22 protein-coding genes and 1 riboswitch are annotated in these 24,954 nt (G+C 65.1%); of the genes, 17 read left to right on the top strand and 5 right to left on the bottom strand.

Translation table 11 applies throughout. The annotated features are described in order from the left end of the window. The first annotated feature begins 49 nt into the window (after nucleotides 1-49). The 3 genes from E3T47_RS06505 (at nucleotide 50) to E3T47_RS06495 (ending at nucleotide 3,015) form a co-directional block, all read left to right on the top strand. Nucleotides 50-1,273, top strand: a complete 1,224-nt coding sequence (locus E3T47_RS06505) for an MFS transporter (protein ID WP_134555334.1) — start codon at nucleotides 50-52, stop codon at nucleotides 1,271-1,273. 90 nt (nucleotides 1,274-1,363) lie between these two features. Beyond that, complete coding sequence (locus E3T47_RS06500) at nucleotides 1,364-2,365, top strand: ring-cleaving dioxygenase (RefSeq protein WP_134555333.1); 1,002 nt, start codon at nucleotides 1,364-1,366, stop codon at nucleotides 2,363-2,365. Next, nucleotides 2,362-3,015 carry an alpha/beta hydrolase gene (locus E3T47_RS06495; RefSeq protein WP_134555332.1) on the top strand — a complete coding sequence of 218 codons (654 nt, stop codon included), beginning with the start codon at nucleotides 2,362-2,364 and terminating at the stop codon, nucleotides 3,013-3,015. Before E3T47_RS06500 ends, E3T47_RS06495 begins: the two co-directional genes overlap by 4 nt. A 68-nt stretch (nucleotides 3,016-3,083) precedes the next feature. On the opposite strand, the gene E3T47_RS06490 is transcribed toward E3T47_RS06495, so the two are convergent. Then, nucleotides 3,084-3,440: a YrdB family protein gene (locus tag E3T47_RS06490; protein ID WP_241982012.1), complete on the bottom strand. Its 357-nt coding sequence runs from the start codon at nucleotides 3,438-3,440 to the stop codon at nucleotides 3,084-3,086. A gap of 116 nt (nucleotides 3,441-3,556) precedes the next feature. Further along, entirely contained in the window at nucleotides 3,557-4,417 is an 861-nt protein-coding gene (purU, locus tag E3T47_RS06485) for a formyltetrahydrofolate deformylase (protein WP_134555331.1), read from the bottom strand. A 196-nt stretch (nucleotides 4,418-4,613) separates the two neighbouring features. On the opposite strand from purU, the gene E3T47_RS06480 reads away from it, so the two are divergent. Next, nucleotides 4,614-5,912, top strand: coding sequence for an MFS transporter (locus tag E3T47_RS06480; RefSeq protein WP_134555330.1), 1,299 nt, complete (start codon nucleotides 4,614-4,616; stop codon nucleotides 5,910-5,912). Nucleotides 5,913-5,922: 10 nt separating this feature from the next. Here the strand turns inward: E3T47_RS06480 and E3T47_RS06475 are convergent, their stop codons facing one another. Continuing rightward, complete coding sequence (locus E3T47_RS06475) at nucleotides 5,923-7,380, bottom strand: amino acid permease (protein WP_241982039.1); 1,458 nt, start codon at nucleotides 7,378-7,380, stop codon at nucleotides 5,923-5,925. A 475-nt stretch (nucleotides 7,381-7,855) separates the two neighbouring features. On the opposite strand from E3T47_RS06475, the gene E3T47_RS06470 reads away from it, so the two are divergent. The 6 genes from E3T47_RS06470 to mnhG are packed head-to-tail and all read left to right on the top strand — an operon-like array spanning nucleotide 7,856 to nucleotide 14,156. Further along, nucleotides 7,856-10,807 (top strand): Na+/H+ antiporter subunit A, encoded by a 2,952-nt coding sequence (locus tag E3T47_RS06470; RefSeq protein ID WP_134555329.1) that lies wholly within the window; start codon nucleotides 7,856-7,858, stop codon nucleotides 10,805-10,807. Next, nucleotides 10,804-11,343 carry a sodium:proton antiporter gene (locus E3T47_RS06465; RefSeq protein ID WP_134555328.1) on the top strand — a complete coding sequence of 180 codons (540 nt, stop codon included), beginning with the start codon at nucleotides 10,804-10,806 and terminating at the stop codon, nucleotides 11,341-11,343. Before E3T47_RS06470 ends, E3T47_RS06465 begins: the two co-directional genes overlap by 4 nt. Then, nucleotides 11,340-12,947 carry a Na+/H+ antiporter subunit D gene (locus E3T47_RS06460; RefSeq protein WP_134555327.1) on the top strand — a complete coding sequence of 536 codons (1,608 nt, stop codon included), beginning with the start codon at nucleotides 11,340-11,342 and terminating at the stop codon, nucleotides 12,945-12,947. Before E3T47_RS06465 ends, E3T47_RS06460 begins: the two co-directional genes overlap by 4 nt. Next, nucleotides 12,944-13,549, top strand: coding sequence for a Na+/H+ antiporter subunit E (locus E3T47_RS06455; RefSeq protein ID WP_134555326.1), 606 nt, complete (start codon nucleotides 12,944-12,946; stop codon nucleotides 13,547-13,549). The genes E3T47_RS06460 and E3T47_RS06455 overlap by 4 nt, the downstream gene beginning before the upstream one ends. Next, complete coding sequence (locus E3T47_RS06450) at nucleotides 13,546-13,815, top strand: MrpF/PhaF family protein (RefSeq protein ID WP_338419380.1); 270 nt, start codon at nucleotides 13,546-13,548, stop codon at nucleotides 13,813-13,815. The genes E3T47_RS06455 and E3T47_RS06450 overlap by 4 nt, the downstream gene beginning before the upstream one ends. Further along, nucleotides 13,812-14,156 carry a monovalent cation/H(+) antiporter subunit G gene (mnhG, locus tag E3T47_RS06445; protein WP_134555325.1) on the top strand — a complete coding sequence of 115 codons (345 nt, stop codon included), beginning with the start codon at nucleotides 13,812-13,814 and terminating at the stop codon, nucleotides 14,154-14,156. The genes E3T47_RS06450 and mnhG overlap by 4 nt, the downstream gene beginning before the upstream one ends. 84 nt (nucleotides 14,157-14,240) lie before the next feature. Here mnhG and E3T47_RS06440 read toward each other — a convergent pair whose 3' ends face one another. Beyond that, nucleotides 14,241-15,383, bottom strand: coding sequence for an LLM class flavin-dependent oxidoreductase (locus E3T47_RS06440; protein WP_134555324.1), 1,143 nt, complete (start codon nucleotides 15,381-15,383; stop codon nucleotides 14,241-14,243). 140 nt (nucleotides 15,384-15,523) lie between these two features. After that, a riboswitch (ZMP/ZTP riboswitch) is annotated at nucleotides 15,524-15,612 on the top strand. Nucleotides 15,613-15,672: 60 nt separating this feature from the next. On the opposite strand from E3T47_RS06440, the gene glyA reads away from it, so the two are divergent. Both glyA and E3T47_RS06430 read left to right on the top strand, forming a co-directional pair. Beyond that, on the top strand, nucleotides 15,673-16,944 hold the full coding sequence (gene glyA / locus E3T47_RS06435; protein ID WP_134555427.1) for a serine hydroxymethyltransferase: 1,272 nt from the start codon (nucleotides 15,673-15,675) through the stop codon (nucleotides 16,942-16,944). A gap of 151 nt (nucleotides 16,945-17,095) precedes the next feature. After that, complete coding sequence (locus E3T47_RS06430) at nucleotides 17,096-17,980, top strand: bifunctional methylenetetrahydrofolate dehydrogenase/methenyltetrahydrofolate cyclohydrolase (protein WP_134555323.1); 885 nt, start codon at nucleotides 17,096-17,098, stop codon at nucleotides 17,978-17,980. Between the two features lie 41 nt (nucleotides 17,981-18,021). Here the strand turns inward: E3T47_RS06430 and lhgO are convergent, their stop codons facing one another. Beyond that, complete coding sequence (lhgO, locus tag E3T47_RS06425; RefSeq protein ID WP_134555322.1) at nucleotides 18,022-19,224, bottom strand: L-2-hydroxyglutarate oxidase; 1,203 nt, start codon at nucleotides 19,222-19,224, stop codon at nucleotides 18,022-18,024. A gap of 314 nt (nucleotides 19,225-19,538) precedes the next feature. On the opposite strand from lhgO, the gene E3T47_RS06420 reads away from it, so the two are divergent. The 5 genes from E3T47_RS06420 to E3T47_RS06400 are packed head-to-tail and all read left to right on the top strand — an operon-like array spanning nucleotide 19,539 to nucleotide 24,949. Then, nucleotides 19,539-20,606 carry a Gfo/Idh/MocA family protein gene (locus tag E3T47_RS06420; protein ID WP_241982037.1) on the top strand — a complete coding sequence of 356 codons (1,068 nt, stop codon included), beginning with the start codon at nucleotides 19,539-19,541 and terminating at the stop codon, nucleotides 20,604-20,606. Then, nucleotides 20,603-21,598 carry an NAD-dependent epimerase/dehydratase family protein gene (locus E3T47_RS06415; RefSeq protein ID WP_134555320.1) on the top strand — a complete coding sequence of 332 codons (996 nt, stop codon included), beginning with the start codon at nucleotides 20,603-20,605 and terminating at the stop codon, nucleotides 21,596-21,598. The genes E3T47_RS06420 and E3T47_RS06415 overlap by 4 nt, the downstream gene beginning before the upstream one ends. Next, nucleotides 21,595-22,752, top strand: a complete 1,158-nt coding sequence (locus tag E3T47_RS06410; RefSeq protein WP_134555319.1) for a DegT/DnrJ/EryC1/StrS family aminotransferase — start codon at nucleotides 21,595-21,597, stop codon at nucleotides 22,750-22,752. The genes E3T47_RS06415 and E3T47_RS06410 overlap by 4 nt, the downstream gene beginning before the upstream one ends. A gap of 12 nt (nucleotides 22,753-22,764) precedes the next feature. Continuing rightward, the gene (locus E3T47_RS06405) at nucleotides 22,765-23,445 is read left to right on the top strand and encodes a NeuD/PglB/VioB family sugar acetyltransferase (RefSeq protein ID WP_134555318.1); all 681 of its coding nucleotides are present in this window, start codon (nucleotides 22,765-22,767) and stop codon (nucleotides 23,443-23,445) included. Beyond that, nucleotides 23,438-24,949: an oligosaccharide flippase family protein gene (locus tag E3T47_RS06400; protein WP_277871810.1), complete on the top strand. Its 1,512-nt coding sequence runs from the start codon at nucleotides 23,438-23,440 to the stop codon at nucleotides 24,947-24,949. The genes E3T47_RS06405 and E3T47_RS06400 overlap by 8 nt, the downstream gene beginning before the upstream one ends. The last annotated feature ends 5 nt before the right edge of the window (nucleotides 24,950-24,954 follow it).

Raw genomic sequence — 24,954 nt, 5'->3', positions numbered from 1 at the left:
TCCGCCCGGCGCGGCAGCTTAGGCTAAAGGGATGCGAGTGGCGGGATGGATGCGGGGGCGACCCCGGGCATCCGTTGTACCTGAAGTGAACCCAGCCAACCCGAAGCCGCGGTTGAACCGCGACGTGATCGTGCTCGGCGTCATCGCCTTCTTCGTGATGGTGGGGTTCGGCGTTGTCGTTCCAGTGCTGCCGGTGTACGTGCAGAGCTTCGGGGTGGGCAACCTCGAGGTCGGGGCGGTCGTCTCGGCCTTCGCGCTCATGCGTTTTGTGTTCAGCCCGGCCTGCGGCCGCCTGATTGACTGGGCGGGGGAGCGCACCGTGCTCGCCGTCGGCATCGGCATCGTGGCGCTCTCGAGCGGACTCGTCGGCGCCGCCGATAGCTATCTGCAGTTGTTGCTGCTGCGCGGCGCGGGCGGCATCGGCTCGGCCATGTTCTCGGTGTCGGCGATGACGCTGCTGCTGCGCACGGCCGAGCCCGGCCGTCGGGCCCGCGCGATCGGCTTCTATCAGGGCGGGTTTCTGATCGGCGGCATGGCGGGCCCCGCGATCGGCAGCCTGCTCGCGACCATCTCCCTCACCGCTCCGTTCTTCTTCTACGCCGGCACCCTGACGGTGGCCGGCCTGGTCGGGCTGTTCCTGTTGCGCTCGGGTGGGCGTGGCAGCGCGCTGGCCGGCGCCGACGCATCCGCTGTGCGCACGCCGTTTCGCGCCGTGCTGCGTGACGAGCGTTTTCGCGCGGCCTGTCTGGCCAACTTCGCCCAGGGCTGGACCTCGCTCGGGGTACGCACGACGCTCATTCCGCTGTTCGTCGTCGTGGTGCTCGGCGGCACGAGTTCATGGACTGGAATCGCCCTCGCTGCGGCGGCGGTTGCGCAGGCGCTTGCACTCGCTCCGGCTGCCCGCTTTGTCGATACAGTCGGCCGCAAACCGGCCATCATCGGGGCTTTCGCTGTGGCTGGCCTGACCATTGTGGCCATCTCGTTCGCACCGAACATCTGGGTGCTCGGTGCCCTGCTCTGCGTCTACGGGGTCGCCGCCGCGTTCATGGGCACCGCGCCGGCGGCCGCGGTGGGCGATGCCGCTGGCGCACGCGGGGGGCGCCCGGTGTCGGTGTTCTCGATGTGCGCGGATGCCGGCGCGATCGTCGGCCCGCTGGTTGCCGGCCTGCTCGTTGACACCTTCTCGTTCTCGGCCGGGTTCGCCGTAGGCGGGTTTTTTTTGCTCATTGCGGGCGCCTACGCGCTGCGGATGCCGTCGGAGCGTCGCGTCTGAGAATTCGGGAATGAAATCCGATGTACATGCGTTTGCATGAATATCGAACGATCGAATTGCCGAACAATCGAATTGCCAAGGAGAAGACCCATGACCGTCCAGACCAGCGGACTGCACCACGTCACCGCGATTGCGGGCGCCCCGCAGCGCAACATTGACTTCTACGTGACCGGGTTGGGCCTGCGCCTCGTCAAGAGAACCGTCAATTTCGACGATCCGGGCACGTATCACCTCTACTATGGCGACGATTCCGGTCGCCCGGGATCACTGCTCACCTTCTTTCCGTGGACCGGCATTCGCAGCGGACGTATCGGGGCCGGCCAGTCGACCACGACCGCGTTCTCCGTTCCGGCCGGCAGCCTCGGCTGGTGGAAGGACCACTTCGCGAAGATCGGCGTGGAATCCGCGATCACGGGCCGCTCCTCGCACGAGGAACGACTCTCGCTGCGCGACCCCGACGGGCTGCAGATTGACCTCGTGGCGTCCTCAACGGTGGATTCGCGCAATCCCTGGGATTCCGCATCCGTTCCTGCCGAGTTCGCGGTGCGCGGGCAGCACTCCTCGGTGCTCTCCGTTCTCGACCCGGCGAAGACCGTGCAGGTGCTCACGGCCGACCTCGGCATGCACGTCATCAGTGAAACGGATGGTCGCATTCGAGTCGGTGCGGGCGATGGTGCAGCTGGAAACCTCGTCGACGTGCTCGCCGACCCCACCGGGGAGCCGGGACTGACCGCCGGCGGCTCTGTGCACCACGTGGCATTCCGGGTGCCCGACCGGGCCACCCAGGAAGTGTGGCGCGAGCAGCTCGTCGATCGCGGCTACGGCGTGACGGCGATTCTTGACCGCGACTACTTCACCTCGATCTATTTTCGTGAGCCCGGCGGCGTTCTGTTCGAGATTGCCACCGACACCCCCGGATTCGACATTGACGAGCCGCTCCTCGAGCTCGGCCGGTCTCTCAAGCTTCCGCCGTGGCTCGAGCCGAGCCGTGAGGCCATCGAGAATTCCGTTCTGCCCTTCAATCTGCCCGCCGAGAACAACCCGGGCGTAGCGGATGTTGCGGCGCCAGTTGCCGTCGCGGTCACCGAATGAGTGCCGCGAATGCCCAGTGGCCGCACCTGTTTCGGCCTGGTTCTGTCGACGCGCCCGTGCTGCTCATGCTGCACGGTACCGGCGGCGACGAGCAGCAGATCAGCGGCCTGGCCGGAGCGCTCGACCCCAGAGCCGCTGTGCTCGCCCCGCGCGGGCGGGCAGTGGAGAACGGCATGAACCGCTGGTTCCGACGCCTGTCGGAGGGGGTTTTCGACACTGACGATGTGGCTCGCCGGGCCGACGACCTCGCCGGGTTTCTGGTCTGGGCGCGTGAACACTATGAGTTGGGCGATCGCCCGATGATCGCCGTCGGATTCTCAAACGGCGCCAACATCGCCCTCGCGACGGCGCTATTGCACCCCGAGGTGGTGGCGCGGGTGATCGCGTTCTCCGGCATGCATCCGCTCGAGCGTGCTGCAGCGAGTGCCGGACCGGACGCGATCGGCGCACGGGTCGCTGCCAGCGACCTGGCGGCATCCGCTCTGGTGCTGTTGAACGGTGAAAGTGACCCGATGGCGCCGCTGCCGAGCGTGCAGAGGCTCATCACCGTGCTCGAACAGCGCGGTGCGAGGGTTGAGCAGGTGCTGCGGCCCGGAGGCCACGGGATCGCCGAAACGGATGTAGCCGCCGCCGTGAGGTGGTTGGCCTAGCTCGCGAGAGCGCAGAAAGTGCCCGTTTGAACGTGTCAAACGGGCACTTTTTGCGCTCTCGGGGCGTTCTAGCGGAGCTCTTTGCGCCCCGAGATGACGCCGCTCACGGTGGCGACGATGGCGAAGATTACGGTGATGATGGGAAAGCCGAGGTCCCACCAGGCGATCGCGGCCGAGCCGAAGATGGCGATCTCTATGAAGGCCTTCCCGAAGGGGTCGAGGCGAAAAACGGCCTTCGGCGACCGGAACAAGGCCCAGACCAGGATCGCGAAGGCGGGGGTGGCCAGGCCGACGAGTACACCTGGCCAGGGGAGCGGCCAGGCGACGAAACCCCAGGCGCCGAGGCTGACGAATGCGAAGAGTTCGAGCACGAACCGGAGCATGTCGTTGGGGCCGATTTTCGGCAGTTCGCGAGTATCTGTCACCCATCAATCCTAGCGATGCCCCGTGCCTGTTCGTTCCGGGTCCGAGCCCGGAACGCGGGCCCATGATACAAACTGGGCCCGCGTTTATAAGGTGGTCCCGGGAACCCGACCGGGCGCTACTTGAATATGATGGTGCGTGCTCCGTCGAGCAGCACCCGGTTCTCGGCGAACCACTTCACCGCCTGGGTGAGAGTGCGACTCTCTTCATCCTGACCGATCGAGACGAGCTCGGCCGGGGTGCGCGAGTGGTCGACCCGCACCACGTTCTGCTCGATGATCGGGCCCTCGTCGAGGTCGCCGGTCACAAAGTGCGCGGTCGCCCCGATGAGCTTCACGCCGCGTGCGTGCGCCTGGCGATAGGGGTTAGCGCCCTTGAACCCCGGCAGGAACGAGTGGTGAATGTTGATCGCCCGCCCGCTGAGCCGGGCGCACAGTTCCGGCGAGAGAATCTGCATGTAGCGGGCTAAAACGACGAGTTCGATATCGAGTTCGTCGACTGCCTCGAGCACGCGCGTTTCGAAATCGGCCTTACTCGCGGCATCCGTGATCGGCAGCGACTCGAACGGCACCCCGTAGAACCCCACGAGGTCGCGCAGCGTGCCGTGGTTGCTCAGCACGAGGGGAATTTCGACGGGAATCTGCCCGCCGCGCTGACGAAACAACAGGTCATTCACGCAGTGTCCGGCCGTGGACGCGAGCACGAGCGTGCGCAGCGGACGCCCGACGACGTCGATGACCGATGCCATCGCATACCGTTCGATCACGGGTGCGAGTGCTGCCTCGAGCTCGGGCCGGGTCGCCGGTGACTGCACCTGCAAGCGCATGAAAAAACGCCCGGTGTCATCGCTCGAGAACTGCTGGCTCTCCGAGATATTGCCCTGCGCCTGAACGATCGCGCCACTGACCGCGTGCACGATGCCCGGCTGGTCGGAACAAACGAGCGTGATTACCCAGTGATGCGGGGTCGAAGAAGTCATTGGCCCAGAATACCCGGCGCGCAAGCGGATGCCCCGGCCGCCCACCTTGCCGCGTCACCGGGTTTGGGTAGACTACGTGTTGGTCGCACTGAACAAGTCGGCCCCGGGCGCGCACGTCGGCGCGTAGTCGAGTGGCTTCGATCTCGGTGTGAATGGTCCCACCGGTCGACCCCGACTTGCCAGTGCGAATGCAACCATGACCAACACCGCCAATATCTTTCTGCCCACCGGGTCGGTCCCGGCTGTGTCCGCCGCGAAAACCGAACCCACCTCTCCGTTCCCCTGGGTGGGGCTGATCACCCTGTCCGCGGCCGTTTTTCTCTCCGTCACGAGTGAGATGCTGCCGACCGGGCTGCTCCCCGAGATGAGCCGCAGTCTGGGCGTCGGGCAGTCGCAGATCGGGCTGCTCGTTTCCTGGTTCGCGTTCACGGTCGTGCTCACGAGCGCGCCGGTCGCCATCTGGACCCGGCGCTTTCCTCGGCACGGCCTAATCATCGTCGTGCTCATCATCTTCGCGGTGAGCAACATCCTCACCGCCATCGCGCCGACCTATGAGTTCGTCGTCGCCGCACGAGTTCTTGGCGGCGTCGCGCATGGCCTGTTCTGGTCGGTTGTGGGGGCCTACGCCGGGCACCTCGTGCCGAGAGCCCAAATCGGTCGCGCCGTCTCCATCACGGTCGCGGGCGGCACGCTCGCCTTCGTGTTTGGTGTGCCGCTCGGCACCGCGGGTGGGCACCTTCTCGGCTGGCGGCTCTCCTTTGTCGTCCTCGCCGCCCTGATGCTCGTCGGCGCGGTGTTGGTATGGAAATTTCTGCCCCCGGTGGCGCGGTATTCGAGCGGCGCACCGGCATCTGCTGCCGGGGCGAAGACCAGGCAACCGCGCGACGCGACGGTGCCGGCGGTGGTGTTGATCTGCATCATCACCGGAATCACCATGATCGGTCACTATAGCTTTTACACCTACATTGCGCCGTTCCTGCTCGAAGGGCTCGGTGTTGGCCTCGGTCTCGTCGCCCCGCTGCTTTTCGCCTACGGTGTGGCCGGCGCGGTCGGACTGCTGCTCGTCGGCACGGTCTTCGGCCAGCGCCCGAGCCTCGGTTTGATTCTGGGCCTCGCCGTGAGCGCCCTCAGTGTGACGCTCCTGGCGCTGTTCACGGCGACACTTGCCATCGCGATTGTCGCGTTCATACTGTGGGGCATGGCCTTCGGCATGCTCCCCCCGCTTATGCAGACACGGATGCTGCATGCTGCTTCCCCGGGAATCCGCGACACGGCTGCCGCCTTCTACACCACCGCATTCAACGCCGGAATCGGCGGCGGCGCACTGCTCGGGGCGGTGCTGATCGAGAGGGTCGGCCTCGATTTGGTGCCGATCGTCTACGTGGGCCTGTTGGCCGTGGTGCTCGTGATCGTGATCGTCAGCGACCGACTGGCCGCTGTCGCGCTCCTGCCTGACCGGGTTAGCCGCAGCCGCCCGGACCGCTCTCGCGAGTAGGTGCGGCGGGCTAGCGGCGGGGGCGGTCGGAAAGCGGACGGTTGGCCACGACCGGCAGGTGGCCGGAAAAGCCGTCTCGGGCCGCCGCGATCTCAAGGATGCGGCCGCGGCAGGCGTACCAGCCGATCATCAGCCCGGGAACGATCAGCACGAGCGAGCTGATCGTCAGCGTGCCGACGGGCCAGTCGAATGCCATCAACACGAGCACACCGACGAGGAAAACCAGGGTGAGGTAGCCCGAGTATGGTGCCCACGGCATGCGGAACACCGGGCGCACGACGATGCCGCGCTTGGCCCAGGCCTGCAACCGTAGCTGGCACAGCACGATCATGCCCCAGGCACTCACGATGCCGATCGCAGCCATGTTGAGCACGATCTCAAAGGCCTCGTTGGGCACGATGGCGTTGAGCCCGACGCCGAGCAGCGTCACGGCCCCCGTTAGCAGAATGCCGCCGAACGGCACCCCGTTGCGGCTGATCTTGCCCGCAAAGCGCGGTGCCGAACCGGCAAGCGACATGGAACGAAGGATGCGTCCGGTGGAATAGAGGCCGGCATTCAGCGAAGACAACGCCGCGGTGAGCACGACGAGGTTCATGATCACGTCGACCCCGTCCACCCCGATCGTGCCGAAGAAGGTAACGAAGGGGCTTTCGCCGGCCGTGTATGCCGTGTACGGCAACAACAGCGAGAGCAGCAGAATCGATCCGACGTAGAACACCGCAATGCGAATGATGACCGTGTTGATCGCCTTCGGCATGACCTTTTCGGGGTTCTTCGTCTCGCCGGCGGTCGTGCCAACGAGCTCGATTGAGGCGTACGCGAACACGACGCCCTGCACCACGAGAACGGATGCGATCAGCCCGTTCGGCAGCCAGCCTCCGTTTTCACCAATCAGCGCAAACCCGGTGGTGGCCCCGTCCAGTGGCGTGCCGAAGATCACCATCCAGGTGCCGACGATCAGGAACGCCACGATCGCGAGCACCTTGATCAGCGCGAACCAGAATTCCATCTCCCCGAACACCTTGACCGAGAGCAGGTTGAGCAACATGACCAGGCCCAGCGCGGCGAGGGCGTACAACCACTGCGGTATCGAGCCGAACGGCGCCCAGTAGGTGGCGAAGAAGTTCATGTAAAGGGCAACGGCGGTCACGTCGACGATCGCCGTCATGGCCCAGTTGAGCCAGTACAGCCAGCCGGTCACGAACGCCGTCTTCTCGCCGAAGAACTCGCGCGCGTACGACACGAAGGAGCCGGAGCTCGGGCGGTGCAGCACCAGTTCGCCGAGCGCCCGCAGAATGAGAAAGGCAAAGAAACCGCAGATCGCGTAGACCAACACCAGGGCGGGACCGGCGCTGGCGAGGCGTGCTCCGGCACCGAGGAACAACCCGGTGCCGATTGCGCCGCCGATCGCGATCATCTGTACGTGGCGGGACTTGAGGCCCTTATGCAGGGCATCGTCCTCGTGCACGCTCAGCGCGTCTTCAATGTGCTCGAGCGGGGTCTCTCTTCGCGGGTTCGCGTGGTCGTGGTGCCCGTGCGTCGCGTTACCCAGTGGGGGAGTGGGAGAGGGCTGCTGGCCGTGGGTGGGACTCAAAACGGTACTCGATTTCGCTGGCCGGTCGCTCCAGAACAGCTTCTCGGTTACGAATGGCGGTACGACGCAAATAAGCGACGCGACGCCAAAGGCGGCTCGAAAGTGACGCGGGAAGTGGCCGGAAACTGCGCGCGAGCGCCCTTCTGGCGGCTCGCGGCGTTGGCCGGGGGTAGCGCAACCCTACTCCGCGGCCCTGTTCGTATGCCCAAATGAGTTGGCGCTGTGAGCCGATCGAACCAACGAGACACGCGCCCACGGGAGGGATCGACCGCCGAAACTGGAGTCGGGGGCTGCCCGTCGGCGGGTAGGCTAAACCTAGACACCCCGACCTGACAAGCCTGGAGGACGCATGGTTGCATTCCTCCTCGCATTCATCGTCTTGTCGGTGCTCACGCCGTGGCTCACCCGGTATCTGGGCACCCGCGTTTTCTACCTGATCGCGCTACTGCCGGCCGGTGCCTTCGCGTACACGCTCACCCAGACGGCGACGGTCACCGCTGGCGGGGCTGTGACCCAGTCGATCCCGTGGATTCCGCAGCTCGGCATCAGTCTTTCCTTTCGGGTCGACACCCTGGCCTGGCTGCTCGCCCTCGTCGTAACGGGTATCGGCGCCCTGGTTCTCGTCTATTGCGCCCGCTATTTCACCGACGACGAACCGAGCCTCGGCCGATTCGCGTCCCTGCTGCTCGCGTTCGCCGGCACCATGTACGGCCTGGTCACCGCCGACGACCTCGTGATCATGTTCATGTTCTGGGAGATCACGAGCGTGCTCTCGTACCTGCTGATCGGGCATTACACCCACAAACGGGAGAGCCGTGGCGCTGCCCTGCAGGCCCTGATCGTGACGACATTCGGCGGTCTGGTCATGCTCGTGGGCGTCGTGATAATCTCGGTCGCAGCCGGCACGACAAGCCTCTCCTACATCGTCGCCAACCCGGTGACCGGCCCGTTGGGCACCTGGGCGGTGCTGCTCATCCTGGTTGGGGCGCTCTCGAAGTCGGCGCTCGTGCCGTTCCACTTCTGGCTGCCCGCTGCCATGGCGGCGCCGACCCCGGTCAGTGCGTACCTGCACGCCGCCGCCATGGTCAAAGCCGGCATCTACATCGTCGCCCGTCTCGCCCCCGGTTATGCCGACAGCGACGGTTGGCTGCCGGTGCTGGTGACCCTCGGCGTCTGGACCATGATTGTCGGAGCCTGGCGGGCCTTGCGCCAGTACGACCTCAAGTTGCTGCTGGCCTACGGCACAGTCAGCCAACTCGGCTTTCTCATGATCGCGATCGGGTTCAACACCCGCGACACCGCGCTCGCCGGCGCCGCCCTGCTGCTCGCCCACGCCCTCTACAAGGCCACGCTGTTCCTCGTCGTCGGGGTCATCGACCATCGGGCAGGCACCCGAGACTGGCGCAAGCTCAGCGGCGTCGGTCGCAGCGCCCCGGCGCTCGCCGTCATCGCGCTCGTGGCGGTCGCGTCGATGGCGGGCCTGCCGCCGCTCTTCGGTTTCGTCGCCAAGGAGGCCGTGTTCACCTCACTGCTCGACGCCGGCGTCGGGGGATCCGGCTGGGGCTACGCGGCGCTCATCGGCACGGCCGTGGGATCCGTACTCACGGTGGCGTACAGCATCCGTTTTTTTTGGGGTGCATTCGGAACGCGCAAGAAACAGGCGGGCACCGTTCTGCACGCGAGCGCGTGGGACACATTGTTCGCCCCCGGTGTGCTCACCGCCCTGACCATTGGCCTCGGACTGTTCGCCTCCGTGCTCGACCCGCTGCTCGCGCCCTACGCCGATACCGTGCCGGGCGCCGGCAGTCGCACCGAAGCGCCGTATCACCTGGCGCTATGGCACGGGCTGGAGCCGGCCTTCTACCTCAGCGTGGTCGTGCTGCTGCTGGGCGCCCTCCTGTTCCGTTCCCGACGCGGGGTCTCGCGGCTGCAGGCCAAGGTGCCCGACTACATCGACGCCGGCCGCGGCTACGGCAAGGCCATTCGCGGCGTCGATCGCCTCGCAGCACGGGTCACCCACTTCGCCCAGCGTGGCGGGCTGCCGCAGTACCTCGGCACCATCCTCATCGTCTTCGTGCTCGTCCTCGGCTTCGCGGCCTTCGCCAACCGCACCTGGCCCGACACAATCGTGTTGTGGGACTACCCCGGCCAGGTGCTCATTGCACTGATCATGGCCATCTGCGCGGTCATGGCGGCGCGCGTTGCACAGCGGATGACCGCGGTCATCCTTGCCGGCGTCACCGGTTACGGACTCGTCGCCCTGTTCGCTTTTCACGGCGCGCCCGACCTTGCCCTCACCCAGGCGCTGGTCGAATCGATCACTCTCGTGATCTTTGTGCTCGTGCTGCGCCGCCTGCCCGCGAACATCGCGCACCACAACAAACCGGTGCGCCCCAAGCGACGCCTGCTGATCGGCAGCCTCGTGGGCCTGGTCATGGGAACCATCGGCTTCATCGCGCTTGGCGCCCGCCAGTTCGAGAGCATTGCCGGCGCCCTGCCCCGATTGGCGGTCGAAGACGGTCACGGCGACAACATCGTCAACGTAATGCTCGTAGATATTCGTGCCTGGGACACCATGGGCGAGGTATCCGTGCTCATCGTCGTGGCCACCGGCGTCGCAAGCCTGCTGTTCGTCTCGGGTCGCAATGCGGTCGTGCCGCGGCTGAAGGAATCTCGCAGCCTGCGCTCGGCAGCCAACCGTCGCCGCGTCGTCGCCGACCCTGAACTCTCGAGCGATGGCCACGCCGTCACCCGGCAGGCGTTCCTCCTCGCCGGGCGCAAGAACGCTCCGCGCAGCCGGTCGATTCTCATCGAAGTGCTCGTGCGGTTGCTCTTTCATCCCGCCATGATCGTGTCGATCTACCTGCTCTTCGCCGGCCACAACCTACCCGGCGGCGGTTTCGCCGGTGGACTCCTCGCCGGCCTGGCCCTCGTGGCCCGTTATCTGGCCGGCGGACGCTACGAACTCGGCGAAGCTGCCCCGATCGACCCGGGCAAGATTCTCGGACTCGGCGTGATTCTCGCCGTCGGTATGAGCGTCATCTCACTCTTCTTCGACGGGATTCCGCTCCAATCGGCGTACTTCACGGCGACGGTTCCCGTGCTCGGCAACCTATCGTTTGGCACCTCGACCATCTTCGATGTCGGCGTCTACCTCGTCGTCATCGGCCTGACCTACGACATTCTGCGCAGCCTCGGCAGCGAAATCGACCGGCAGAGCGAGGCCGCCGAGATCGGCCAACGACCAGGTCCAGCGCCCGAGGGCGCATCTACGACAACTCCCGAGGAGGTCGCCCGATGAGCGCCTCCCTCACCCTCGTCATCCTGATGGCCGTCATGTACGCGGCCGGCGTCTACGTGATGCTCGAACGCAGCCTCACCCGGGTGCTGATCGGCCTTCTGCTGGTCGGCAACGCCACCAACCTGCTCATCTTCATCATGAGCGGCCGCCCCGGCAGCTCACCGATTGTCACCGGTACGAGCGTCGAAGACATGGTCGACCCGATCCCGCAGGTACTCATGCTCACCGCGATCGTGATCAATTTCGGCATCACCGCGCTGCTGCTCGCCCTCATCTATCGGTCGTGGTGGCTCGCCCAACTCGGCGACGAGGGCGACACTCTCACCGACGAGCACGCCACCGAGAGCGCCGGCGAGGCCGATGTCACCTTCCTCTCCTCGTCCGACGATGACGACGCGATCGCGCAATCCCTCGACGAGTTCGAGCGGGGTGACGGCGCCACGAGCGACGAAGACAGCACGACTCACACCGGCACGCACTCAAAGCATTCTGCCGGCCGCGGCGCATCCGCGTCAGCCGAGGGGGACGCGCGATGACCGCCCTGGTTCCCCTCATCGTGTGCCTGCCGCTGCTCGGTGCGGCGGTCACCCTGATGCTCGGCCTGCGCCGTCGCCTGCAGGTGCTGGTGAGCGTGGCGAGCCTAACCGCAGCGACCGTGATGAGCGCGGCATTGCTGGTGCTCGTCGACCGGACTGGGCCTGCCGTGGTGCAGGTCGGCGGCTGGCAGGCCCCGTGGGGAATCGTGCTCGTCGTCGACCGGCTATCGGCAATCATGCTGCTCATCTCGGCGCTTATGCTCCTCGGAGTTCTGCTGTTCGCGGTCGGCCAAGGCATCGTCGACGGCGACACCGAAACGCCGGTGTCGATCTTTCACCCGACCTATCTCGTGCTGGCCGCCGGACTCTTCAACGCCTTCGTCGCGGGTGACCTGTTCTCGATGTATGTCGGCTTCGAGATGCTGCTCTCGGCGAGCTATGTGCTGCTCACCCTTGGCGGCACCGGCGCCCGCATTCAAGTGGGCATCACCTATATCGTCGTGAGCCTGGTGTCGTCGCTGCTGTTCCTCAGCGCAATCGCGCTCATCTACGGCGCCACCGGCACGGTGACCCTGGCCTTGATCGCCGAGCGGATACCCGATCTGCCCGCCGACATCCAGTTGATTCTCGGGCTGTTGCTGCTGATCGCCTTCGGGGTGAAAGCGGCCGTGTTCCCAATGTCGTTCTGGTTGCCGGACTCCTATCCGACCGCGCCCGCACCGGTCACCGCGGTGTTCGCCGGGCTGCTCACCAAGGTCGGCGTCTACGCGATTCTGCGCACCCAGACCCTGTTCTTTCCCGACAATCAGTTCTCGATGCCGCTCATGATCGTTGCGGCGCTGACCCTGCTCGTGGGCATTTTGGGAGCGCTCGCCCAGGCCGACATTAAACGGCTGCTCTCGTTCACCCTGGTCAGTCATATCGGGTACATGCTGTTCGGCATTGCGATCGGAACTCCACTCGCCATCGCCGCGACCGTTTTCTACGTCGTACACCACATCACCGTGCAGACGACCCTGTTTCTAGTTGCGGGGCTGATCGACCGCGTCGGTGGGACCACGTCGCTGTCGCGCCTCGGAGGGTTGCTCAAATCGTCACCGCTCGTGGCCATTCTGTTCTTTCTAGGTGCCCTCAACCTTGGAGGGATCCCGCCATTTTCCGGTTTTCTTGGCAAGATCGCACTCTTTCAGGCCGGCACGATCGTTGGCGACCCGATCATCTACGTGCTGATCGGGGTCGGTGCGCTAACCTCGCTCCTCACCCTGTACGCTTTCGCTCGGGTGTGGAGCATGGCGTTCTGGCGGCCCAAGCAACAGGTCAAGGATTACACCTCGTCGATGTCGGCCTCGCTCGTGGAAGACCCACAAGACGTTGGGCTCGTACTCAAGAAGACGATTTCACCGCTCATGGTCGGCGCGACGACCTCCATGCTCGTGTTCACCCTGTGCCTGACCGTTTTTGCCGGGCCGATCTTCGACCTGACCACCCGGGCCGCGGGCAACATCAGCTCGCCATCAACCTACATCGACGCCGTGTTTCCGAACGGTACCGGAGCGATCGAATACAGCAACGAGGGCACGAACTTCGAGGGGGGCGCCCGATGACCACGCCACGCGAGCGCCTCGCAGCCGTCGGTAACCAGATCCCACCGCTGATTGCGCTGATCGTGCTGTGGATGCTGCTGTGGGGCGAGTTTTCCTGGCTGAACCTGCTCGTCGGGTTCGTCGTGGGCATGGTGGTGACCGTGGGGTTTTATCTGGTGCCGGTGCAGTTGAGCGGGCGCGTGCATCCGCTGCGCACCGTGGTGTTCTTCGTACGGCTGATTGTTGACATTGTGTGGGCGTCGATCGACGTGGCCTGGCTGGCGGTCAAGCCGAGGCTGGTCACGAGCAACGCAATTCTGGCGATTCGCCTGCACACCCGCAGCGACCTCATTCTCACCTGGACCGCCGTGGCCACGTCGATCGTGCCCGGCTCGATCGTGGTGGACATCGACCGGGAATCGTCGATTCTGTACCTGCACGTACTCAATATGCACAGCGCCGGTGATATCGAGAGCTTCCGACGACGCGTGCAGAACACCGAGCGGCGCATCGTGCGTGGGTTCGGTTCGCGCGAAGAAGTCGAGCGGATGCGCGGGGTGCGGCCGGAGAACCGCCGCGCCGCCCGCCGCGCCAAGCGAATGAATGAAAAGGGAACCTCATGATGTTGCAGGTTGTGGCGGTGGTCGCCGGGTTCATGTTCGGGATCGGGGCGTTGCTCGCGGTGTACCGCATCGTCGTCGGACCGAGCGTGCTCGACCGGGTCATCGCCTCGGACGTGCTCGTCGCCACGGTCATCTGTGCTCTCGGCGCCGAGATGGCCCTGAACCGGCACACCGACACCCTGCCCGTGCTGCTCGTACTGGCCCTGTTCGCGGTGCTCGGATCGCTCAGCGTCGCCCGCTTTTTGCCCACCAGGGACAGCGCATGAACGCCACTATGCACGACGTGCTCACGGCGATTCTCGTGCTCGCCGGCGCCACCATGTGCCTCGCCGCCGGAATTGGGCTCATCCGCTTTCCCGACGTGTTGTCGCGCCTGCACGCCGCGACCAAGCCGCAGATTTTCGGTCTCATGGCCGTGACAGCGGATGTCGCGATCAACAATTTCTCGGTCGGCACCGTGACCCTCGTTGTCGCGATCGTCGTCTTCCAGGCTCTGACCGCGCCGATGGCCGCGCACCTCGTGGGCCGGGCCGCCTACGATACCGAGCATTTGCGCCCCGACCTGCTCATTGTGGACGAACTTCAGGAGCACCGGGCGGATCGCTAATCGACGGCATCGCTCGCAGCACTGATCAGGGATGACGGCACCCCTACCTAGGGGTGCCGGCTCCCTCAACGAGTGTCGCGGGCCCTACTCGCCGCCGGCCGGGTTGAGCTCGTCGTGGATCACGGCGGTGGTGGCATCCATCACCCGGGTGGTGGCGTCGGCGGCGATCACCAAGGACTCGTGGGTCGGGGCCTCCGGCACGTCGGCCGGACGGTTCTTCGCGAACTCGCGGCGGAGCACGGGCACGACCTGTTCGCCCAGAATGTCGAGTTGCTCGAGCACGGTCTTCAGCGGAAGGCCAGCATGATCCATCAGCCAGAGCTGGCGCTGATAGTTGCCGACGTAGTCCCGAAATCCGAGGGTACGGTCGATGACTTCCTGCGGGCTGCCCACGGTGAGCGGGGTCTGAGAGGTGAAGTCCTCCATGCTCGGTCCATTGCCGTAGACCGGGGCGTTGTCGAAGTAGGGTCGGAAGTCGCGCTTGGCATCCTGGGAGTTCTTGTTCATGAACACTTGGCCGCCGAGCCCGACGATGGCCTCTGCGGCGGTGCCGTGGCCGTAGTGCTCGAAGCGTTGGCGGTAGAACTGCACCATCTTCGCGGTGTGCGAGGCCGGCCAGAAGATGTGATTCGAAAAGAACCCGTCACCGTAGTACGCGGCCTGTTCGGCAATTTCCGGGCTGCGGATGCTTCCGTGCCAGACGAACGGCGGCACTCCGTCAAGCGGCCGCGGGGTGGACTGAAAGCCCTGCAGTGCAGTGCGGAATTGGCCCTCCCAGTCGATGACTTCTTCGCGCCAGAGCCGGCGCAGCAAGGCATAGTTTTCGAGCGCCAGCGGGATCCCCTCGCGGATGTCCTTACCGAACCACGGATAGACCGGGCCGGTGTTGCCGCGGCCCAGGGTGAGGTCCACCCGGCCGTCGGCGAGGTGTTGCAGCATCGCGAAGTCCTCGGCAATTTTCACCGGGTCGTTCGTGGTGATCAGCGTCGTTGCGGTCGAGAGGATGATCCGGGAGGTCTGCGCCGCTATATAACCGAGCATGGTGGTCGGCGACGAAGGCACGAACGGCGGGTTGTGGTGCTCGCCGGTGGCGAAAACGTCGAGGCCCACCTCCTCGACCTTCAGCGCGATGGCGACCATGGCCTTGATGCGGGTGTGCTCGGACGGCGTTTCGCCCGTGGTGGGATCGGTGGTCATATCCCCGACCGTGAAGATTCCAAACTGCATACCAGCCTCCAAATTTCAATGCGTGTGCATGTATATGCAGGGTAACGGTTGATCACCCCGGGCTATTCCCTCGCCGAATGGCTCGGTGTCGACGCGCAAACGGATGCCCGGATCGCGGCCGGCAGCATCCGCTGATATGCTGGTTAGGTCGCAACTGGCGTAGCATGAAGATGGGTCACCATCGGGGAGCGACTGACACGGTTAGTGGCCGCACGCCTGGGCCGCAACATCCATATATAAGGAGAACTCCGTGCCTGATTCCGCCACCACTGTGCAGTCTAATTACGCTGTGAAGTCGACCTTCAACGATCCGCTCTCGGTCGTTGACCCCGAGATCGCCGCCGTGCTCGAGCAGGAGCTCGGCCGCCAGCGCGACTACCTCGAAATGATCGCCAGCGAGAACTTCGTTCCACGCGCCGTGCTGCAGTCGCAGGGCTCGGTGCTCACCAACAAGTACGCCGAGGGTTACCCGGGGCGCCGTTACTACGGCGGCTGCGAGTACGTCGACGTCGCCGAGCAGCTCGCCATCGACCGCGCGAAGTCACTGTTCGGTGCCGCCTACGCGAACGTGCAGCCGCACTCCGGCGCCACCGCCAACGCTGCCGTGCTCTCCGCCATCGCCACCCCCGGCGACACCATCCTCGGCCTCGAGCTGGCCCACGGTGGCCACCTCACCCACGGCATGAAGCTCAACTTCTCGGGCAAGCTGTACAACCCGGTCGCCTACGGCGTCGATCCAGAGACGTTCCGCGTCGACATGGACGTCGTTCGCGACAAGGCCCTCGAGAGCAAGCCGAAGGTCATCATCGCCGGCTGGTCGGCCTACCCACGCCACCTCGACTTCGAAGCCTTCCGCGCCATCGCCGACGAGGTCGGTGCGCTGCTCTGGGTGGACATGGCCCATTTCGCCGGCCTCGTCGCCGCCGGCCTGCACCCCTCACCCGTGCCCTACGCCGACGTCGTGTCGAGCACCGTGCACAAGACACTCGCCGGTCCGCGCTCGGGCATCATTCTCTCGCGGGACATGGCCCTGGCCAAGAAGCTCAACAGCAACGTGTTCCCCGGCCAGCAGGGCGGACCGCTCATGCACGTGATCGCCGCTAAGGCGACCGCGTTCAAGCTCGCCGCAGAGCCCGAATTCAAGGAACGCCAGGAGCGCACCCTGCGCGGTGCCAGCATCCTCGCCGACCGCCTTACCGCCGACGACTCGCGCGCCCACGGCATCGACGTGCTCACCGGCGGAACCGACGTGCACCTCGTGCTCGCCGACCTGCGCCACTCCGAGATCAACGGCCAGCAGGCCGAAGATGCCCTGCACGAGGTGGGCATCACCGTGAACCGCAACTCGGTTCCGTTCGACCCGCGTCCGCCGATGGTCACCAGCGGCCTGCGCATCGGCACGCCCGCCCTGGCCACCCGCGGATTCGGCGACGCCGAGTTCACCGAGGTCGCCGACGTTATCGCCGAGGCCCTCAAGCCCAAAGCCGACATCGTCGCGCTCCGCGCTCGGGTCGGCGCGCTCACGCAAGCGTTCCCGCTGTATTCAGGCCTGCAGCAGTAGCTTTTTCGAAAGCGGATGCCGCTGGCCGGCCCGGCCAGCGGCATCCGTTCGTGCGTGCCTGCGCGTAAGCCGCGCATGTACCCAGTTCTCACCAGCGGACGAGGCCCGGGCCTCGTCCAAGCGAACTAGACGACAACGGTAGGGAACCATGATGACGGCAATCACACTCGACGGGGTCAAGACCGCGTCAGACATCAAGGCCGAGCTGCGGGACCGCATCGCCGCCCTGCGCTCGCACGGCGTCGTTCCCGGCCTGGCCACCCTGCTCGTGGGCAACGACCCCGGTTCGGAGACCTATGTCGCGGGCAAGCACCGCGACTGCGCCGAGGTCGGCATCGAATCGCTGCGCATCGACCTGCCCGGCTCGGCGACCAGCGCCGACGTGCGTGCGGCCATCAACGACCTCAACAACACCCGTGAGGTGACCGGGTACATCATCCAGCTGCCGCTGCCGGTCGGCCACAACGAGAACGCCATGCTCGAGCTGATCGACCCGTCGAAGGACGCCGACGGCCTGCACCCGACCAACCTTGGGCGTCTCGTGCTCGGTATCGAGGGCGAATTGCGCTCACCGCTGCCGTGCACCCCGGCCGGAATCGTCGAGCTGCTGCGCCGCTACGACGTGCCGATCGTGGGCAAGAAGGTTGTCGTGGTGGGCCGCGGCCTCACCGTCGGGCGCCCGCTCGGCCTGTTGTTCACCCGCAAGGGCCTCGATGCGACGGTCACCTTGACCCATTCGCGCACGGTCGACCTCGCCGGCGAGGTGCGCCGCGCCGACATCGTCGTGGCCGCCGTCGGCGTGCCCCACCTGATCCAGGCCGACTGGATCAAACCCGGTGCCGCCGTGCTCGACGTGGGAATCACCCGAGTGGCCGACGAGGTCACTGGAAAGGGCCGCCTGATCGGCGACGTGCACCCCGACGTTGTATCGGTCGCTGGGCACCTGTCGCCGAACCCGCGCGGCGTCGGGCCGATGACCCGCGCCATGCTGCTCTCCAACGTGGTCAAGGCTGCCGAGCGGTCCCTGCTGGCGTAGCGAGCAGATTCCGAACGGCGCGCTCGCCCCGCCAGACCAACTCAGCCGAGTCGTGAGAGCTCTGTGGTGGCTGCGTTCGCGACATACCGGGCGATCTCGAGGGCGCTTGTGGCGGCCGGTGACGGCGCGTTGAGCACATGGATTTGGCGCGGCGCCTGCTGGATGATGAAGTCGTCGGCGAGTGAGCCGTCTGGTCGGATGGCCTGTGCTCGCACTCCAGCACCGGCCCGCACGATATCGGCGCGGGTGATTTGCGGCACGAGGCGGGCCAGGCTGGCGGCAAACAACAGTTTCGAGAATGATCGGGCGACCTCCTGCGCGCCGGTCCGAACGTTACGCCGTGCGAGATTCATAAAGCCCGGGTAGGTGATCGCATCGAGGGTGTCGCGCAGATTCATTTGGCCCCAGGTATAGCCCTCACGAGCCAGGGCCAGTACGGCGTTGGGCCCGGCGTGTACGGACCCGTCGACCATTCGAGTGAGATGAACGCCCAGAAAAGGCAGCGAAGGATCGGGAACCGGGTATATCAGCCCGTTCACCAGGTGGCGTCGCGGTGCACGAAGCTCATAGTATTCCCCGCGAAACGGAATGATTCGTACCTCGGGGATCAGCCCGGCGAGCAGCGCGATGCGGTCGCTGTGTAGTCCGGCGCAATTGATCAGCAGGTCTGCCCCCACGGCGCCAGAGGGATGCTGCACAATGACGTTCCGGGCGGTGACCGTGATATCGGTAACGGGAGTGTCGAGCAGTAGCTCGGCATCGTTGGTTTGCGCCAGTCGGGCAAGAGCATTTGCGACGGCGACGTAGTCGATGATCCCGGTACCTTCGATGCGCAAGGCAGCGATGGCGCGAACATGGGGTTCATAGTCGAGCGCTTCCTCTGCCGTGATGAGGCGGGCCACGACACCGTTGGCAAGCGCCGTCTGGTGCAGGGCGTGCAGACGAGGCAGGTCGTGAGCGGTGACGGCGACGATGAGTTTTCCCGTTCGTCGGTGCGCGATGCCGTTGTCAGCGGCGAACTGCAGCATCGACCTATTTCCGGCTTGGCACATGCGCGCTTTCATCGAGCCCGGTAGGTAGTACGGGCCGGCATGCACGACGCCGGAGTTATGACCGGTCTGATGTGTCGCCCAGCGCGACTCCTTCTCAAAGAGCGTGACCTGGGCTCCTAGCCGGGCCAGCCGTTCCGCAACAGCCAAACCGACGATACCTCCACCGACGATCGCAACGCGACGGTTGAACATGATGCCTCTTTCGCGCGTCGGGCAGCGCAGCCAGGAGACCCCAGAGGAGCCGATCCGGAGGCGTCCGGATCATCGGCTGTAACTGACGAACACTTGAGTGTGTCATGTCTCGGTGAACTTCGACGCACCCCTGTTCGGGGGTATGCGCTCATGCGGGGCACTATGCCAAAGTTCATAAGTGAGTAATGTTCGACTTGTCGCCAACTGCATGCGGCGGTTGCCCACGCGTCACAGTCATGAGGTTGTTCCCGCGTAACGAAGCGACGGGGCCGCTGCTCCAACTTCCCCGCACACAACTCGACAAGGTGGCACTTATCATCGCAAAGCTTCGAATCGCCGTGATTGGCGCCGGATACTGGGGTCCGAATCTGGCCCGAAATTTCGATGCCAGCCCGGACTGGGACCTGGTCGCCGTGTGCGACCGTGATCGGGAGAGAGCCCAGCTCGTTGCGGATCGACATGGCGGTGTTCGGATCGTCACCGCGCTCCCTGAACTTCTTGCCGCCGACGATATCGATGCGGTGGCGATCGCCACACCGGCGGCTACACATCATGAGATCGCCTGTGCCGCTCTCGCGGCGGGAAAGCACGTCATGGTGGAAAAGCCGCTGGCTGACACCTCTGAACGCGGCGAAGACATGGTGCGGACGGCCGCTGCCGCGGGTCTGATTCTTATGGCTGACCACACGTACTGCTACACGCCGGCGGTGCTGAAAATGCGGGAACTCGTGAGCGAAGGCGCCCTCGGGGATATTCTCTTCGTCGACTCGGTTCGGGTGAACCTGGGGCTGATTCAGCCCGACGTCGATGTGTTCTGGGACCTCGCCCCGCATGACCTGTCGATCATGGACTTTGTGCTTCCCGGCGGGTTGCGGCCACTTTCGGTGACCGCGCACGGAGCAGATCCGCTCGGCGCGGGCAAATCCTGCGTCGGATACTTGATTCTTCCGCTCGAGGGTGGTGCGATCGCGCACGTGCACGTCAACTGGTTGAGCCCGACGAAGATTCGCCAGATGATTATCGGCGGCACGAGACGCACCCTGATCTGGGACGATCTGAATCCGCAACAGCGCATCAGCGTCTACGACCGCGGTGTCGACCTGAACCTGCAAGCCCTGCATGACGACAACCGAACGGCCTCGACGGTCTCCTACCGACTCGGTGACACCTGGTCTCCCGCCCTGCCGGAGCGCGAAGCCCTCGGGGCGATGGCGGCCGAGTTCGCTGCCTGCATCCGGGAGAGGCGGGCACCGATCACCGACGGGGAGTCCGGTTTGCGGGTGCTTGCGGTGCTTGAGGCTGCGAGTCGCAGTCTGGCCGGCTCGGCTGCCGCAGAATCTCTAGCTCCAAAGAAGCGGGAATTGATTGGAGAAGCACTGTGACCGAGCTGACCGGGGCGAATGTGCTCGTAACTGGCGGTGCCGGCACAATCGGCTCATCCATCGTCGACCAATTATTGCTTACGGAGGTAGCGCACATCGACGTGCTCGACAACCTCGTTCGCGGTCGAGCGGCGAACCTCGCGCGCGCGCTCGCATCCGGTCGGGTCACGTTGATCGAAGGGGATTTGCGGGATCGCACACTCGTACAGGAGGTTACGGCGGGAAAACGCCTGGTCTTTCACGAAGCTGCCATTCGTATCACCCAGTGCGCCGAGGAGCCGCGACTCGCGCTGGAAGTGCTCGTCGACGGAACGTTCAACGTATTGGAGGCCGCGGCAGCGTGCGGCGTGGAAAAAGTCGTCGCAGCGTCCAGCGCGTCCGTGTACGGTCTTGCCGACCAGTTCCCCACCCCGGAACTGCACCACCACGAGAATAACGACACCTTCTACGGCGCTGCCAAGTCGTTCAATGAAGGCATGCTGCGCAGCTTCAAAGCCATGAACGGGTTGGACTACGTAAGCCTGCGCTACTTCAACGTGTACGGTCCGCGGATGGACGTGCACGGGGTGTATACCGAGGTGCTCGTGCGGTGGATGGAACGGATTCAGGACGGCCGCTCGCCCCTGGTGTTCGGGGACGGCGCCCAGACCATGGACTTCATCTTTACGACGGATATCGCCCGCGCCAACCTGCTCGCGGCGACGAGCGAAATCGGTGAAGGCGTCTATAACATCGCCAGCGGAACGGAAACCAGCCTGTTGGAACTGGCTCACGGGCTGCTCACAGTCATGGGCTCGGATCAGGGTGTGGAGCACGGACCGGACCGGGCGGTCAACGGTGTGTCGCGACGACTGGCTGATGTCTCCGCTGCCCGCGCCGACTTCGGCTTTGTAGCAGAAGTCGAGCTCGCAAAGGGGCTTCGCGAGCTCGTCGACTGGTGGACGCCGTTGCGGGAAGAGATCGCCGCGAGCCGTACCCTGGTGCGATCATGAGTCGGATCAACGTCATGAAACCCTGGTTGGGCTCCGAAGAAGTGCTTGCCGTGACCGAGGTCATCGAGTCGGGATGGGTGGCGCAGGGCCCGCGGGTGGCCCGCTTTGAAATCGAGTTCGCCGCACAGATGCAGGCCGGTTTCGCCGTGGCAACTTCAAGCTGCACGAGCGCGCTGCACCTGGCTCTCATCGTCGCCGGCATCGGCGCAGGCGACGAAGTCATCGTTCCGTCCTTCTCCTTCATCGCCACCGCGAACGCTCCCACCTACGTGGGTGCCCGACCCGTCTTTGCCGATGTCGACCTGACGACCGGCAACGTGACGGCGCAGACGGTGGCGGCGGCGGTCTCCGCCCGGACCAGGGCCATCATCATCGTCGATCAGGGCGGTGTGCCGGTTGATCTCGTTCCACTGCGGGAACTGTGCGACCGGCTAAACATTGTGATGATCGAAGACGCGGCGTGCGGCGCCGGATCCACCTACCACGGGCGTTCCGTCGGTGCGGGCGCCGATATCGCCACATGGTCGTTTCACCCGCGGAAGCTGCTGACCACCGGCGAGGGCGGAATGCTCACCACGAACAATCGGGATTGGGCGGCCCGCGCGCGTCGGTTGCGGGAACACTCGATGAGCGTATCAGCGAGCGACCGCCAGGGGAGTCTGCTGGCGTCGGCGGAAGTCTATGCGGAGGTCGGTTACAACTATCGGATGACCGACCTGCAGGCGGCCGTGGGAATCGTGCAGCTAGGAAAGCTATCCGAGATAGTGCGCCGCCGCCGTGAACTCGCCGAACGGTATGCGGACGTTATCGCCGGCATCCCGGGCCTGCGCGCTGTCGCCGATCCAGAGTGGGGAACAAGTAACTTCCAGTCGTTCTGGATCGACGTCCAGCCGGATTTCGCCCTAGACAGGGAGGGGGTTCTTGTCGCGCTGGCAAACGCTGAGGTCTCGGCACGCCGGGGCATCATGGCAGCGCACCGCCAGCCGGCCTACCGTGACCGGCACGACCGCGACGTTCTGCTTCCGGTGACCGAGTACCTCACGGATCACACCCTGATCCTTCCGCTCTATCACGACCTGACCCTCGCGGATCAAGACCGGGTCATCGACACGCTCATGGTCGCGGCATCCGCTCAGAAGAGTGGCGCAGCATGAACGCGAGGTGGCATGCCTGAGCTGCTGCTCATCGGGGCCAGCGGGCTTGCCCACGAGGTTCTGAGCGTGCTGCACGAGAACGGCGACCCGCGTTCCGTGTTCGTCGTAGACGACCAGGCGGCACTCACTGGGACATCGCTCGCTGGCGCGCTCGTCGTCGGTGGTTTGGCGCAGGTTGCGCACCATCCCACTGCCCAGCTGCTGGTGTGCGTAGGAAACGGCGCGGCCCGTTCCGACCTCGTCGAACGACTGACCGGCCTGGGTATCACGCCGGATCGGTATACGACAGTCATTCACCCCAGAGCGACGGTACCCGCCTCCTGCCGGGTAGGTGTGGGTAGCATTCTGCTTGCCGGCGTCGCGCTCACCGCTGACGTGCTTGTGGGCGACCACGTCGTGGTCATGCCCAACGTCACGCTCACCCATGGAAACCGCGTGGAATCGTTCGCGACTCTGTGCGCCGGCGTCGCCGTTGGTGGCGACGTGCACATCGGCGTCGGCGCCTACATCGGCATGAACGCCAGCATCAGGGAGCGAATCAGGATTGGTGCAGCCGCCGTGATCGGTATGGGGGCTGCGGTGCTAGCAGACGTGCCTTTCCAGGAGACCTGGATTGGAGTCCCGGCACAACCGATGCTCGCGACCGCGCGGCTGGCCCGTTCGGGAGCCGGCGTACGGGGACAACGTGGCTAGCGACGCGCCGGACGATATCCATCGACGTCCGCTCAGTCACGGGGTTAGCTGGAGCTTCGGGAACACCCTAGTGACGAAGATCGCCGGGATGATGATCACCATCTTCGTAGTGCGCATCGTCTCGCCGTACGACTTCGGCGTCTTCGCTGTGGCCCTGGTCGTCTACGTCATCGTCTCCGCGCTGTGCGAACTCGGATTGTCGTCCTGTATCGCGCGGCGTGACGTGGAACTGGCAGACGCCGCATCGGTCGTGACGGCCTTGTCAATGATGAGCTCATTCACCCTGGCTACAGCGATGTTCTTTGCCTCCGCTCCGATCGCGGCAGCTCTCGGAGCTCCAGAAGCTCAGACGGCCATTCAGATTCTCGCGATACCCATTCTGCTCAGTTCGTTCACCGCGGTGTCGTCGGCAATCCTGGTGCGGGACTTCCGTCAGGGGCGGCTCTTCGCTGCGACCGCAATCGCGTTCATCCCCTCCAACGCCGTGCTGATCATCCTCGCCCTGCACGGCGACGGCGCGCTGGCCTTCGCCTGGTCCCGAGTGGTTGGTGTGGTCATTTCGGGTGCGGTGGTCATAGCCAGCACTCGTCCCTGGTACGGGCCGCGCTGGAACAGCGCGCAGGCTGCCAAGGTGCTTAAATTCGGCGTTCCGCTCGCTGGCGCAAACTTTTTGAACTATATGTTACTGAATGCGGACGCCGCCTTTATCGCTGCTTTGGCCGGGCCCGCCCTTCTCGGCATATACACCCTGGCTTTCAGCGTCGCGTCCTGGTCGACGTCGATTCTCGGCGGGACGATTAACAGTGTCGCCATGCCCGCCTTCTCGGCATTGCGACGGGATCCTGAGCAGTTGAGAGAGGCGCTGCTGCGGTGGTCGCGGGTGGTGGCCCTCGCAGCTCTTCCGGTTAGCGCCCTGACCGTGGCGCTGTCGGCTGAAATCGTTGAAGTGCTCTACGGGGCGAAGTGGTCTCCTGCGGCGCCCGTATTGGCGATTCTGGCGGTGTACGGAGGAATCTTTGTCCTGACCTTGCTGCTGTCAAATCTTTTGGTGGGGATCGGCCGGACCGGTCGTGTTTTCCTTATTCAGGCGGTGTGGCTGTTGGCCCTGCTGCCGGCCATTGCGGCGGGTGTTGCCGTGCTGGGTGTTCGGGGCGCGGCGATAGCGCACGTCGTGGTGATCGTCGTCGTCGTCATCCCCATGTATATGTGGGCGCTGGGCCCCGTGCTGGATTCCGTGCCCCGGATACTGGGCAAGGCCGTCGGTGCACCCCTGCTGGCCGCAACCCTCGCGGCCGGAACAGCATATTTAGCCATGGCCTCGTTTGAGGGACACCTGCTGCGACTAGCCGTGGGCGGAACTACTGGGCTGGCCGTCTATCTGGTTGCCGCTCTGCCGATGATGCGGAGTTACCTACCAGCAGGAATACTGGCTCGCCTCTCGCTCTATCTCGCCTTTCACAGCTGGGTGCTTCGGGGTTTACAGGGAAAGTGGGCCAAATCGTGAGCGGA

Source organism: Cryobacterium ruanii (genome assembly GCF_004404055.1).
GTDB lineage: Bacteria > Actinomycetota > Actinomycetes > Actinomycetales > Microbacteriaceae > Cryobacterium > Cryobacterium ruanii.
The sequence above is the reverse complement of the archived record's forward strand: the minus strand, read 5'-3'. Positions and strand labels throughout refer to the sequence as shown.